This is a genomic window from Bradyrhizobium ivorense (genome assembly GCF_900696085.1).
Classification (GTDB): domain Bacteria; phylum Pseudomonadota; class Alphaproteobacteria; order Rhizobiales; family Xanthobacteraceae; genus Bradyrhizobium; species Bradyrhizobium ivorense.
Genome location: NZ_CAADFC020000004.1, coordinates 1516262 through 1529871, shown reverse-complemented (window position 1 = coordinate 1529871; position 13610 = coordinate 1516262). Strand labels below are relative to the sequence as shown.

General features: G+C 66.0%; 13 protein-coding genes. 9 read left to right on the top strand and 4 right to left on the bottom strand.

The features are described from left to right. Positions 1-151 precede the first annotated feature (151 nt). On the bottom strand, positions 152-676 hold the full coding sequence (locus tag CI41S_RS07915; RefSeq protein WP_244626424.1) for a MarR family winged helix-turn-helix transcriptional regulator: 525 nt from the start codon (positions 674-676) through the stop codon (positions 152-154). Positions 677-758: 82 nt separating this feature from the next. On the opposite strand from CI41S_RS07915, the gene CI41S_RS07910 reads away from it, so the two are divergent. Continuing rightward, positions 759-1961 carry a cytochrome P450 gene (locus CI41S_RS07910; RefSeq protein ID WP_139858299.1) on the top strand — a complete coding sequence of 401 codons (1203 nt, stop codon included), beginning with the start codon at positions 759-761 and terminating at the stop codon, positions 1959-1961. Positions 1962-2002: 41 nt separating this feature from the next. Beyond that, a complete protein-coding gene (locus CI41S_RS07905; RefSeq protein WP_139858297.1) occupies positions 2003-3214 on the top strand; it encodes an ABC transporter substrate-binding protein in 1212 nt (403 codons plus the stop codon). Positions 3215-3468: 254 nt separating this feature from the next. On the opposite strand, the gene CI41S_RS07900 is transcribed toward CI41S_RS07905, so the two are convergent. Both CI41S_RS07900 and CI41S_RS07895 read right to left on the bottom strand, forming a co-directional pair. Then, the gene (locus CI41S_RS07900) at positions 3469-4743 is read right to left on the bottom strand and encodes an NAD(P)/FAD-dependent oxidoreductase (RefSeq protein ID WP_139858295.1); all 1275 of its coding nucleotides are present in this window, start codon (positions 4741-4743) and stop codon (positions 3469-3471) included. 114 nt (positions 4744-4857) lie between these two features. Next, positions 4858-6267, bottom strand: a complete 1410-nt coding sequence (locus CI41S_RS07895) for an MFS transporter (protein ID WP_139858292.1) — start codon at positions 6265-6267, stop codon at positions 4858-4860. A gap of 182 nt (positions 6268-6449) precedes the next feature. Here CI41S_RS07895 and CI41S_RS07890 point away from each other — a divergent pair, with 182 nt between their 5' ends. Continuing rightward, the gene (locus CI41S_RS07890) at positions 6450-6758 is read left to right on the top strand and encodes a hypothetical protein (RefSeq protein ID WP_139858290.1); all 309 of its coding nucleotides are present in this window, start codon (positions 6450-6452) and stop codon (positions 6756-6758) included. A 35-nt stretch (positions 6759-6793) separates the two neighbouring features. Next, complete coding sequence (locus tag CI41S_RS07885) at positions 6794-7687, top strand: sigma-70 family RNA polymerase sigma factor (RefSeq protein WP_139858288.1); 894 nt, start codon at positions 6794-6796, stop codon at positions 7685-7687. Between the two features lie 136 nt (positions 7688-7823). On the opposite strand, the gene CI41S_RS07880 is transcribed toward CI41S_RS07885, so the two are convergent. Next, a complete protein-coding gene (locus CI41S_RS07880) occupies positions 7824-8363 on the bottom strand; it encodes a DUF805 domain-containing protein (protein WP_139858285.1) in 540 nt (179 codons plus the stop codon). Positions 8364-8754: 391 nt separating this feature from the next. Between CI41S_RS07880 and CI41S_RS07875 the strand changes: the two genes are divergently transcribed. The 5 genes from CI41S_RS07875 (at position 8755) to CI41S_RS07855 (ending at position 13545) form a co-directional block, all read left to right on the top strand. Further along, positions 8755-9927: an ABC transporter substrate-binding protein gene (locus CI41S_RS07875; protein WP_139858283.1), complete on the top strand. Its 1173-nt coding sequence runs from the start codon at positions 8755-8757 to the stop codon at positions 9925-9927. Positions 9928-10217: 290 nt separating this feature from the next. Beyond that, a complete protein-coding gene (locus CI41S_RS07870) occupies positions 10218-11135 on the top strand; it encodes a branched-chain amino acid ABC transporter permease (RefSeq protein ID WP_139858267.1) in 918 nt (305 codons plus the stop codon). Continuing rightward, positions 11132-12079 carry a branched-chain amino acid ABC transporter permease gene (locus CI41S_RS07865; RefSeq protein ID WP_139480366.1) on the top strand — a complete coding sequence of 316 codons (948 nt, stop codon included), beginning with the start codon at positions 11132-11134 and terminating at the stop codon, positions 12077-12079. Before CI41S_RS07870 ends, CI41S_RS07865 begins: the two co-directional genes overlap by 4 nt. Continuing rightward, complete coding sequence (locus tag CI41S_RS07860) at positions 12072-12839, top strand: ABC transporter ATP-binding protein (protein ID WP_139858263.1); 768 nt, start codon at positions 12072-12074, stop codon at positions 12837-12839. The genes CI41S_RS07865 and CI41S_RS07860 overlap by 8 nt, the downstream gene beginning before the upstream one ends. Continuing rightward, positions 12832-13545 carry an ABC transporter ATP-binding protein gene (locus CI41S_RS07855; RefSeq protein WP_139858260.1) on the top strand — a complete coding sequence of 238 codons (714 nt, stop codon included), beginning with the start codon at positions 12832-12834 and terminating at the stop codon, positions 13543-13545. Before CI41S_RS07860 ends, CI41S_RS07855 begins: the two co-directional genes overlap by 8 nt. Positions 13546-13610 lie beyond the last annotated feature (65 nt).

Here is a 13610-nt window from a genome sequence, read left to right as displayed (position 1 = left end):
TGCAAGTTTCCGGGCTAACCAGCAGGGGCCGGTCAACGGCCACGCGTTGTCGGAGGAAACAATATTGCGCGGTAGGGCGCGAACAGCACGGACCGGCGAAAGTCCTGGGAGCGCTGCGGCATCGCAGGATGCCGCGCCCGGCCGCGCGCGCTCAGTTCGTGCTTTGCCCGGTCACGGCGCCGAGATTCTCGTGCAGCCGGCGCAGCAGGTCGATCAGCACCTCGCGCTCGTCCTTTTTCAGGCAGGACAGCAGCCGCCGCTCGCGTTCCAGCGCCGCGACGATGACCTTGTCATGGATGGCGCGGCCGCGCGCCGTCAGCGTGATCGAATGGGTGCGGCCGTCGTCGGGGGCGGTGCGGATCGTCAGCAGGCCGCGCTTTTGCAGCGCCGCGAGGTTGCGGCTGACCGGCGCCTTGTCGAAGCCGATCACCTGGCAGATCCGGGAGGCCGGAATCCCGGGCTCGATCGCAAGCTGCGATATGATCCGCCACTCGGTGACGTTGACCCCGAAATTCTTCTGATAATAGGCAGTCGCGCTGTTCGACAGCTTGTTGCCGATGAAGGTGATGAACGCCGGCACATAGCGGTTGAGGTCGAGCAGCAGGCCGCCGGCGGCGTCTGCGGGGTCGACCGGTCTCGGCCGGCGGGGCTTTCGGGGGAGGGGCTGGCTGCTCATTTCTCAAATCATCGCTGCGAATTGCACCGGGAGCAATAGACATGCGGTGCAACTTGACAAGATCAAACCTCGGGAGGTCCCGATGACTGCACAAGCCGGCACGTCCGTTCCGCATCTCGACGTCGACCCGTTCGCGCTCGAGTTCTTCGCCGACCCGTTCCCGACCCATGAGCGGCTGCGCGAGGCCGGGCCCGTGGTTTACCTCGACAAGTGGAACGTCTATGGCGTGGCGCGCCATGCCGAGGTCCATGCGGTGCTGAACGATCCCGCGACGTTCTGCTCCAGCCGCGGCGTCGGCCTGAGCGATTTTTCCAAGGAGAAGCCATGGCGGCCGCCGAGCCTGATCCTGGAGGCCGACCCGCCTGCCCATACCCGCACCCGCGCGGTGCTGAGCGCGGTGTTGTCGGCGAGCGTGCTGAAACCGCTGCGCGAGCGATTTGCCGCCGCCGCGGAGGCCCGCGTCGATGCCCTGCTGGAGAAGCGCCGTTTCGACGCGATCGAGGATCTCGCCGAAGCCTATCCGTTGTCGATCTTCCCCGATGCGCTGGGCCTGAAGCCGGAAGGCCGCGAGCATCTGCTGCCCTACGCGAGCCTGGTGTTCAACGCCTTCGGGCCGCCGAACCAGCTCCGCCAGGAGGCGATCGAGCGGTCGGCGCCGCACCAGGCCTACATTGCCGACCAGTGTCAGCGCGACAATCTCACCCCGGGCGCCATCGGCGCCTGCATCCACGCCCACGTCGACAGCGGCGCCATTACGGCCACGGAGGCGCCGCTGCTGGTGCGCTCGCTGCTGTCGGCCGGTCTCGATACCACCGTCAACGGCATCGGCGCGGCGGTCTATTGCCTGGCGCGTTTCCCCGACCAGTTCGAGAGGCTGCGCGGCGATCCGACGCTGGCGCGCAACGCCTTCGAGGAAGCGGTGCGGTTCGAAAGCCCGGTCCAGACCTTCTTCCGCACCACCACCCGCGACGTGGAGCTCAGCGGGGCCACGATCCCGGAAGGCGAGAAGGTGCTGATGTTCCTCGCCGCCGCCAACCGTGATCCGCGGCGCTGGGACAAGCCCGACAGCTACGACATCACCCGCCGCACCTCCGGCCATGTCGGTTACGGCTCGGGCATCCACATGTGCGTCGGCCAGCTCGTCGCCCGCCTCGAAGGCGAGGTGATGCTGGCGGCGCTGGCGCGGCGCGTCGCCAGCATCGAGATCACCGGCGAGCCGAAGCGCCTTTTCAACAACACGCTGCGCGGGCTCACCAGCCTGCCGGTCGAGATCACACCGGCCTGACGAACTGGCTGGCTCAGGAACGACACAAGGGAGGGGATACGATGAGGGGCTTTGGGATCGGTCTGGCGCTGGCAGTGGCATGTGCCGCGGGCAGCGCGCGTGCGGAAATTTCCGGCGACGTGGTGCGCGTCGGCGTGCTCAACGACATTTCCGGCATCTTCCAGGACACTAACGGCATGGGCTCGGTGGAAGCCGCGCGCATGGCGGCGGAGGATTTTGGCGGCGGCGGCAAGGGCATCAAGGTCGAGATCGTCTATGCCGACCATCAGAACAAGGCCGACGTGGGCTCTGCGATCGCGCGCAAATGGCTCGATGTCGAAGGCGTCGACGCCATCGTCGACGTGCCGAACTCGGCGGTCGGCCTCGCGATCAACACCATCCTGCGCGACAGCAAGATGACGTTCCTGGCCTCGTCGACCGCGAGCTCGGACCTCACCGGCAAAGCCTGCTCGCCGAACACCATTCAGTGGGTCAACGACGCCTGGGCGACCGGCAACACCACCGCGGCCGCGATGATGCAGCGCGGCGGCAAGGACTGGTATTTCGTCACGGTCGACTACGCGCTCGGCAAGGGCATCGAGGCCGAGGCGACCAACTACATCGAGAAGCACGGCGGCAAGGTGCTCGGCTCCAGCAAGCACCCGCTCGGCACCTCCGACTTCGCCTCCTTCCTGCTGCAGGCGCAGAGCTCCAAGGCCAAGGTGATCGGCCTCGCCAATGCCGGCGGCGACACCATCAACGCGGTGAAGCAGGCGGCCGAATTCGGCATCCAGCAGGGCGGCCAAACCATGGTGGCGTTCCTCTTGTTCGTGAACGACATCCACGGCATGGGCCTGAAGGTCGCGCAGGGCCTGCAGCTACTCGAGGCTTTTTACTGGGACATGAACGAGGACACCCGCGCGTTTGCAAAACGTTTTGCGGCGCGCCCCGGCATGAACGGCAAGATGCCGAGCGGCAACCAGGCCGGCGTCTACGCCTCGACGCTCGCCTATCTCAACGCCGTCGCCGCCACCGGCAGCGACGACGCCAAGGCCGTGGTGCCGCAGATGAAGACCTTCAAGGGCAACGACAAGCTGTTCGGCGAGACCACGATCCGCCAGGACGGCCGCGTCATCCACCCGATGTATCTGTTCGAGGTAAAGAAGCCGGAAGAGTCGAAGTACCCTTACGACTACTACAAGCAGATCGCGACGATCCCCGCCGAGCAGGCATTCCGCCCGCTGGCGGACGGCGGCTGCTCGCTGGTGAAGTGAGCAGCGCGTACCGCGGCTCTGCTCTAAGTAAGGAGCGCACCGGCGAGTGGGCTCCCTCCCCCCTTGCGGGGGAGGGTTGGGGAGAGGGGTACCACACGGGTGGTCTCAACATGAGCTTCGACGATACGCGGTTGGAATCGCACGAGCGACGCGTCTATCGATCAACTCACCCGCGGCCACCCCTCTCCCCACCCTCTCCCGCAAGGGGAGAGGGAGCCTGACTATGGTGCTCACCTCACTTGCGCGCGTGACGCCTATTGCGCGACCTTGCTGCTGCCCTGGGTGATCAGCCGCGCGGCGCGCTGGTTGCGGGCGTGGATCCAGAGCCAGTTCAGCGCGACCGCGATGCGGTTGCGCAGGCCGATCAGGAAGTAGATGTGGGCGATGCCCCAGATCCACCACGCCAGCGCGCCGCGCAGCTTCATCCAGCCGAAATCGATCACGGCGAGCCGCTTGCCGATCTGGGCGAGGTTGCCGGCGTGCTTGTAGCGGAACGGCGGCAGCGTCTCGCCGTTGAGCCGCGCCTTGATCAGCGCCGCGGCGTAGCGGCCCTCCTGCTTGGCGGCCGGCGCGATGCCGGGCACCTGCTTGCCGTCGGGGCCCTTGATGGTGACAGTGTCGCCGACCGCGAAAATTTCGGGATGGCCGGGCACGGTCAGATCAGGCTCGACCTGCAGCCGCTGCGCGCGGTCGGCCGGCGCGCCCAGCCATTCGGCGGCGCGCGAGGCACGCACGCCGGCGGCCCAGACGATGGTGCGCGCCGCAAGCTTGTTGCCGCCATAGACCACGCCGTCGGCGGTGCATTCGGTGACGGGCTGACCGAGCACCACCTCGACCCCGAGGCTCTCCAGCGCGCGCTGTGCATAGGCGGAGAGATCATCCGGAAACGCCGGCAGCACGCGCGGGCCGGCCTCGATCAGCACCACGCGCGCCATCCGCGTGTCGATATGGCGGAAGTCGCGCGGCAGCGTGTCCCGGGCGAGGTCGGCGATGGTGCCGGCCATCTCGACGCCGGTCGGGCCGGCGCCGATCACGACAAAGGTCAGCAGTGCCGCGCGCACCTCCGGATCGGTCTCGCGCTCGGCGCGCTCGAACGCGACCAGGATGCGCCGCCTGAGCGTGGTGGCGTCCTCCAGCGTCTTCAGTCCGGGCGCGAACGGCTCCCATTCGTCATGGCCGAAATAGGCGTGGCGCGCGCCGGTGGCGAGGATCAGCGTGTCGTAGGGAACGCTGCCGCCGTCGTCGAGCAGCACGCGCTTGTTCGCCGCGTCGACGCCGCCGACATTGGCAAACAGCGTCGTCACTTCGGGCCGGTCGCGCAGCAGATAGCGGATCGGCCAGGCGATCTCGCTGGTCGCCAGCGACGCGGTCGCGACCTGGTAGAGCAGCGGCTGGAACAGATGATGGTTGCGGCGGTCGATCAGCGTGATCTCGACCGGCGCGCCCTTGAGCCCGAAGGCGGCTTCGAGCCCGCCGAAACCGGCGCCGACGATCACCACGCGATGGGGTCTGGCCGGCGCTTGCGTCATCTGATGTCGCCTCGGTTCCGAACGGCTTCGTCATTCGATTATGTATTCATTCGCAGCCTCATTCCAATACGCATTGCCTGATCGCCCGATAGCGAAAGCCAATCGCTGCAAGCCTTACGCATCCTGCGGCGTGGCGGTGGCGGCGACAACGCGCCGCCGCGTCGGCAGGAACAGTCCCGCGACCGCGCCGGCCAGTGACAGCGTTGCCGCAAGGCTCATCGCCGCCGCGAATCCGCTGCTGAAATGTCCGGATGAATCGGCGGCACCATTGGCGGAGAAACTCGCCACCAGCGCCGCGATGCCGAACATCCCGCCGAGGAAGCGGCCCATGTTGAAGATGCCCGACGCCTTGCCCATCTCGCTGACCGCGACCGCGCTCAGCACCGCGTTCTGCGCGGCCGGCATCGCCATCGACACGCCGACGCCGGCAAGCACCAGCGGCGCGACCAGGGCGGAATAGGATACGGCCGGGCTCACGATCTCGCTGATCCAGCCGAGACCGATCGCCTGCATCAGCAGCCCGGTGACGACCAGCGTGCGCTCGCCGAACCGGTTGACGGCGGCGCCGGCGATCGGCGCCGTGACGAACAATGTCGCGGTCCATGGTACCAGACGGAGCCCGGCGCCGAAGGCGTCGAAGCCGAGCGCGATCTGCAGGAACTGCGGCAGCAGGAACAGAACGCCGTACATCGCGGCATAGAACAGCACGCTGGCAGCTATGCCGGACGCAAACGGTCGTGCCGCGAACAGGCGCATCGGCACCATCGGGCTGCTCGCACGCAGTTCCCACAGCACGAACGTCACAGCCAGCGCGGCGCCGGCGATCAGCGCGCCGGTCACCTCCGCGCTTGCCCATCCGACGCTGTTGCCGCGCAAGAGAGCCCAGACCAGCGCCAGCGCGGCGAGCGCGACCATCGACAGTCCGGCGACGTCGAGCGGCGCTGGCACGCCAAAACTTTCGCGCAGCCGCGCCATCACCAGCGCGATCGCGACCAGGCCGATCGGCAGGTTGATCCAGAAGATCCAGCGCCAGCCGAGATGCTCGGTGATGAAGCCGCCGATCGCCGGGCCGATGATCAACGCGCAGCCGGTGATGCCGCTGAAAATGCCGAGCGCGCGGGCGCGCTCCTCGCGGCCAAACGCGCCGCTGAGGATCGCCATCGCCAGCGGCATCACCAGCGCCGCGCCGGCGCCCTGCAAGGCGCGCGCAGCGATCAGCGCCGCGGCGTTGCCGGCCAGCGCGCAGGCCGCGGATGCCACGACGAACAGCGCGATGCCGGCCGCGAACATCCGGCGCCGCCCGAAACGGTCGCCGAGCGCAGCGCCAGTCAGCAGCAGCACCGCGAAGGTCAGATTGAAGGCGTTCACAGTCCATTGCAGCGTCTCCACCGGGCTGCCGAAATCGGCGCGGATGGTCGCGAAGGCCGTGGTCATGATCATGGCGTCCAGCGCCATCATGAAGGATGCCAGCGCGGTGAGGCCGAGCACCCAGCGCTGTTCGGCGCGCTGCTGAGGGGTCTGCATGGTCGTTCTCCGTTGGCGTGCCGCAGGGTTGCGGCGCGCTTCGTCGGCAAGGACGATCCGGAACGGGCAAAGGATGCGGGGCAAAATTGTTTTTGCCGGACCGCATCCTTTGCCGGCCGGCAAACGTCCTTGGGGGTGACGCGGCCTTTCAGCGGCCGCCAAACCAGGCCAAGGAAGCTGCGATGAGACGGACCCTGATCAGGTACAAGGCGAAACCGGAGATGGCGGAGAAGAATGCCGAGCTGGTTTCGGCGGTGTTCGCCGAGCTGAAGGCGGCAAGCCCGGACGGCGTGCGTTATCTGACGCTGCGGCTGGAGGACGACACCTTCATCCACATGGTCGAGACCGCGGCCGCGGACGGTTCGAGCCCGATCCCGAAGCTGGCCGCGTTCCAGGCCTTCCAGGACGGCATCCGCGATCGCTGCGCCGAGCCGCCGCTGGTTCGCAGTGCGGTGATCGTCGGCAATTATCGTATGCTGGATGAGCCGTGAACCGGCGAGCCATCAACCGATCCGGCGGAGCCATCATGACGTCACCACCTCAGATGCCCCGAGCCGACGTCGACGCGCTGCTCGCGGCGTTGCGGCCCAGGCTGCATCGCTATTGCGCGCGCATGGTCGGCTCGGTGATCGACGGCGAGGATGTGCTGCAGGACGCGCTGATCAAGGCGGTGGAGGCGTTCGCGTCCGCCGCCCCGATCCAGAACGTCGAGGCCTGGCTGTTCCGGATCGCCCACAACACCGCGCTCGATTTCCTCAGGCGGCGCAACCGCCAGGACGCGCTCCACGCGCCGGAGGAGGTGGACATGATGGCCGGAGAGCTTGACGACATCGCCCGCCGCGAGATCGCCGCGAGCAGCCTGCGCACCTTCATGCGCCTGCCGGTGGCGCAGCGCGCCAGCGTGATTCTGATGGATGTGCTCGGTTGCTCGCTGCAGGAGGTCTGCGGCATCATGGACTTCAGCCTGCCGGCAGTGAAGGCGGCGCTGCATCGCGGCCGCACCCAGCTGCGCGTGCTGGCGCAGGAGCCGGACGACGCGCCGCGGCCCGGCCTGTCGGAGGCTGATCGCAGCCGGCTGAACGCCTATGTCAGCCATTTCAATGCCCACGACTTCGATGCCGTCCGCGCCATGATTGCCGACGACATCAGGCTCGAGCTCGTCAACCGGACGCGCCTGAACGGCAAGGCCGAGGTGTCGCGCTACTTCACCAACTATTCACGCGCCACCGATTGGCATCTGGTGCCGGGGCAGGTCGAAGGACGTCCTGCGATTCTTGTGTTCGACCCGGCCGCGCCGGGTGCTGCGCCGAAATCATTCATGCTGCTCGCCTGGTCCGCCGACAAGGTCGCCGCGATCAGGGATTTCCGCCACGCCGCCTACGCCATCGACGGCGCTGATTGGGCGGTGGATGAGGGGTGATCGTCATTGCGAGGAGCGAAGCGACGAAGCAATCCATGCTTCCGCGTATGAGGCTCGATGGATTGCTTCGCGGAGCCTGTCATCGGGCGCGCGTTCGCGCGACCGGTTGGCTCGCAATGACGCGGAAAGAGTCTCGTTACCGCGCCTTGCCGCCGAATTCGCCGCCGGCGATCCGGGCGATGCGGCTCGTGGCTGCGGCTGGTGGCACGCTTGGCCAGGCGCCGTCACTGCCGGCATCGTCCGGCTCCTGTTCCTTGTAGAGGCCGCCACTCGGCCAGAACAGCAGGACGAGATTGAGCGCAGCATTGGCAAGCGCGCCGACCGCCGTGCCGGTGTGCTGGTAGGTCAGGGCATATTCCGGGAATTTTTGCGCGACGGTCCAGTCGATCACCATGAGGGCGATCCACCCGGCCATCACGCAGACCGGATCCCATCCGATGTCGCGCACGCGCATCGATTGCAGCATGAAGCAGATCACGAGCACGCCGTAGAAGGCGAACAGTAGCGGCTGGCTGGCCGATGCCTGCGCCAGCAGCACATCCATCCTGCCGCTCGACGGCACGTTGCCGGTGGCCCCGTAGGCCAGCATCACAAAGCCGACGCCGACCACGAAGGAGGAGAAGAAGAAGGCCAATCGGCCCATCCTGGCGTTGAAGCCGAACAGGTAATTCAACATGTGAAACGCCCCTATCCGGCCGACCCTCGCTTCGGAATGCTTTCCGGACCATGAAGGGACGGCCGGCCGGCGGGGGCGTGGTTTCCGATCGCTTTCCCGAATGCGTAAATCTCGCTCGACCCGCCTCGAGCGGCTTGGGCCTGCGACAATCGTTGCCCTCGCAACCGGCATTATATTTCTTGCCATGGCCGGATTGGACGAATTATGGTGCAAGGTGCTGGGGTATGCGCCGAAGGTTCTAACGCCGGGCCCTCGGTTCGTGCTTGCTGCAGAGTTGCGATTTCGCGCACAAAACAGATCATGAGAACCGCGCGGACAAGCGCGGCGCCAGACCGGCTTCCAAGGGCTGCGAAGGGCTGGCGGGACATTTTGGTTGAGGAGGGGAGTGAATATGAAAAAGGCATTTTGGCTGGCAGGCGCCATGGGTTTGGCGCTGGCGCAGCCCGCGACGGCGGCTGACAGCGTCAAGATCGGCTTCGTCTCGACCTTCAGCGGCCCGACCGCCGTGATCGGCAACGACATGCGCAATTCGTTCGAGCTCGCGCTCGACCATCTCGGGCGCAAGATCGACGGCAAGCCGGTCGAGGTGATCTACGAGGACGACCAGCAGAAGCCCGATGTGGGCAAGCAGAAGACCGAGAAGCTGATCCAGTCCGACAAGGTCGATTTCATCGTCGGCTATATCTGGTCGAACGTGCTGCTGGCCTCGCTGAAGACCGCGGTGGATTCCAAAACATTCCTGATCTCGGCCAATGCCGGTCCGTCGCAGCTCGCGGGCGAATTGTGCTCGCCCTATGTGTTCTCGACCTCCTGGCAGAACGACCAGACGCCCCAGGCCATGGGCACCTACATGACCCAGAAGGGCGTCAAGTCGGCGTTCCTGATCGGCCCGAACTATGCCGCAGGCAAGGACATGCTCGCGGGCGTCAAGAGCACTTTCAAGGGCCAGGTGGTCGGCGAGGAGTATACGGTGTGGCCGAGCCAGCTCGACTTCTCGGCCGAACTGACCAAGGCGCGCAACTCGGGCGCGGAATCGATCTTCGTGTTCTATCCGGGCGCCGCCGGCGTCCAGTTCCTCAACCAGTACACCCAGGCCGGCATCAAGCAGCAGATCCCGCTCTATACCGCCTTCACCATCGACGAAACGACGCTGCCGCTGCAGAAGGACAATGCGATCGGCGTTCCCGGCACCCAGCAATGGGTCAACGACCTGCCGAACGAAGAGAACAAGAAGTTCGTCGCCGACTACCGCAAGAAGTATCCCGGGCTGCGCCCGTCGTTCTACGGTGCACAGGCCTATGATGCGGCCAACCTGATCAACAGCGCTGTCATCGCGGTGAAGGGCGACCTCACCAAGAAGGACGCGATGAAGGCGGAGATGGAGAAGGCGAACTTCAAATCGGTGCGCGGTCCGTTCAAATACGGCAACAACCACATCCCGATCCAGAACTTCTATCTGCAGGACGTGGTCAAGGACGCCGACGGCCAGCTCTCGCTGAAGACGGTTGCGACCATCGTCAAGGACGATCAGGATCGCTTCCACGACAAGTGCCCGATGAAATAACCACTGGGCAATCTTTGGCCCGCGGCTTGCTTTATCTTCACCTCGCCCCGCTTGCGGGGAGAGCATAGGCCGCCTCCGGCGGCCGTTCTTGAAGAAGGACGCCGAAGCATAGCTTCGGCTATGTGCGAAGCAATCGGGTGAGGGGGACTCTCCGCGAATCTAATCTGTGGAGATAGCCCCTCACCCCGCCCTCTCCCCGCAAGAGCGGGGCGAGGGAGAACAACAAGCCGTATAAGCGGCGGCGTGCTCGCGCTGCCGCTGTTTTCATTTGAAGGTGACGTAGCCTCACGATGTATCTTGTCATCGAACAACTGCTGAACGGCCTGCAATTCGGGCTCCTGCTGTTCCTGCTGGCGGCCGGCCTGACGCTGGTGTTCGGCATCATGGACTTCGTCAACCTGGCGCACGGCTCGCTCTACATGATGGGCGCCTATTTCGCCGCGACCTTCGTAGCCTGGACCGGCAGTTTTGTGCTCGGCGCGCTGCTGGCGCTTGGCGCCACGCTGCTGCTCGGCATCGTGCTCGAATTCAGCGCGCTCAGACATCTCTACGGCCGCGACCACCTCGACCAGGTGCTGGCGACCTTCGGCCTGATCCTGTTCTTCAACGACGCTGTCAGGCTGATCTGGGGCCCCGCCGGCCTGGCGCTGCCGCTGCCGACCTGGCTGACAGTGCCGGTGCAGATCATCCCGGGTGTCTACTATCCGGCCTACCGGCTGATGATCATTCTGGTCGCGCTCGCGGTCGCCGCGCTGCTCTACCTCGTCGTGATGCGCACCCGCGTCGGCATGCTGATCCGCGCCGGCGCCTCCAACCGCGAGATGATCGGCGCGCTCGGCATCAACATCAAGCTGCTGTTCACGCTGGTGTTCGGCCTTGGCGCCGCGCTCGCCGGCCTTGCCGGGCTGATGCAGGCGCCGATTCTCACCGTGCAGATCGGCATGGGCGAGAACATTTTGATTTTGGCCTTCGTCATCATCGTGATCGGCGGCATCGGCTCGATCCGCGGCGCCTTCATGGCCGCGATCTTCGTCGGCATGATCGATACGCTTGGCCGCGCCTTCCTGCCGGATCTCTTGCGCAAGGTCTTGAGCGGCGCGGCGGCCTCGACCGCGGCGCCGGCGCTGTCCTCGATGCTGATCTATCTGTTGATGGCGATCGTTCTCGTGGTCCGGCCTGAAGGGCTGTTTCCGGCGGCCAAACGATGAAGCCCAAGCTCAACGCCTCCAGCGCCGTCGCGGCGCTCGTCTGCGCCGCCCTGGTGCTGCTGCCGGTCTATTCGGCGGCGACCGGAAACATCTTCATCCTCACGCTGTTCACCCGCATCGTGATCTTCGCGCTGGCCGCCGCCAGCCTGAACCTGATCATGGGCTATGGCGGCATGATGAGTTTTGGCCACGCCGCCTATCTCGGCATCGGCGGCTATGCGGTCGGCATTCTCGCCGCCGAGGGCATCGGCTCCGGCTTCATCCAGTGGCCGGTGGCGCTCGCGGCCTCGGCGCTGTTCGCGCTGGTGGTCGGCGCGCTCAGCCTGCGCACCCGCGGCGTCTACTTCATCATGATCACGCTCGCCTTCGCGCAGATGGCCTATTACATCACCTCCGGCCTGTCGCGTTATGGCGGCGACGATGGCCTCACCGTCTACAAGCGCAGCGATTTCGCCGGCCTGATCAACCTGTCGGACCGCAACCAGTTCTATTATCTCTGCCTCGCCTGCCTGTTCGGCGGCCTCTATCTGATCTGGCGCATCGTCAATTCGCGATTCGGCCTTGTCGTGCAGGGCGTCCGCTCCAACGAGCAGCGCATGCAGGCGATCGGCTTCCATGCCAACCGCTACCGCCTGGTCTGCTTCGTCATCGCCGGCACCATCTGCGGCCTCGCCGGCGCGCTGCTCGCCAACAACACCGATTTCGTCAGCCCGGCCGTGATGTACTGGACCCGCTCCGGCGACCTGATGGTGATGGTGATCCTCGGCGGCATGGGCTCGCTGTTCGGTCCGGTGATCGGTGCGATCGTCTATCTCCTGCTCGAGGAGCTGCTGTCGCAGTTCACCGAGTATTCGGGACTGATCCTCGGCCCCGTGCTGCTGCTGATCGTGCTGTTCGCGCGCGGCGGCATCATGGGCCTGCTCGGGAGGATGAGCCGTGGTTGAATCATTGCTCCGCGTCGACAATCTGGTGCGCCGCTTCGGCGGCATCACCGCGACCGACAATTTGTCGATGGAAGTCGTGCCGGGCGAGCTGCACGCCATCATCGGCCCCAACGGCGCCGGCAAGACCACGCTGATCAGCCAGCTCACCGGACAATTGATGCCGAATTCCGGCACCATCCATTTCGGCGGCCGCGACGTCACGGGGCTGCCCTCCTACAAGCGCAGCCGGCTCGGGCTGGCGCGCTCGTTCCAGATCACCTCGCTGCTGAAGGATTTTTCCGCGATCGACAACGTCGCGCTCGCAGCCCAGGCGCATGACGGCCACTCCTTCCGCTTCTGGGGCAATGCGCGCAAGGAGAGACATCTGCGCGACGCCGCGCGGGCTGCGCTGGAGCGCGTCGGCCTCGGCAAGCGTGCCGATATCGTGGTGTCGCAGCTCAGCCATGGCGAGCAGCGCGAGCTCGAGCTCGCGGTCGCGCTCGCGACCAAGCCCAAGCTGCTGCTGCTGGACGAGCCGATGGCCGGCCTCGGCGTCACCGAATCGGCGCGGATGGTTTCCCTGCTCAAGGAGCTGCGCAAGGAAGTCACCATCGTGCTGGTCGAGCACGACATGGAGGCGGTGTTCGCGCTCGCGGACCGCATCACGGTCTTGGTCTATGGCCGCGTCATCGCCTGCGACGTGCCGGACGCGATCCGCAAGCACGACGAGGTCAAGCGCGCCTATCTCGGCGAACAGCATGCGGTGACGCGTCATGGCTGACAATCTGCTCGAAGTCGATGCGATCGAGACCTGCTACGGGCTGAGCCAAGTGCTGTTCGGCTTGTCGCTGCAGATCAAGGCCGGCGAGATGGTCGCGCTGATGGGCCGCAACGGCATGGGCAAGACCACGACCATCCGCTCGATCATGGGCCTGACGCCGGCCCGCGCCGGCGCCATCCGCTTCGCCGGCGAGGCGGTGCGCGGCCTGCCGTCCTACAAGATCGCAAAACTCGGCATCGGCCTCGTGCCGGAGGGACGCCAGATCTTCCCGAACCTCACGGTGCGCGAAAACCTCGTCGCCGCCTCGGGCAATCGGCTCGGCGCCTCCGATCCCTGGACGATCGAGAAGATCCACGCCCTGTTCCCGCGGCTCGCCGAGCGCACCAGCAACATGGGCGTCACGCTGTCCGGCGGCGAGCAGCAGATGCTGGCGATCGGCCGCGCGCTGATGACCAATCCGAAGCTCCTGATCCTCGACGAGGCGACCGAAGGCCTCGCGCCCTTGATCCGCGACGAGATCTGGAGCTGCCTGTCGATGCTGAAGGGCCGCGGCCAATCGGTGCTGGTGATCGACAAGAACGTCGAAAACCTCGCCCGCATCGCCGACCGCCACTACATCATCGAGCGCGGCAAGACGGTGTGGAGCGGGACGAGCGAACAGCTGATCGCCGAGCCCGATCTGCAGCACAAGTATCTGGGGATTTAGCCTGAGGCGAAGTCTTTCACCGTCATCCTGAGGCGCGAGCCCTTGCGAGCCTCGAAGGATGCACG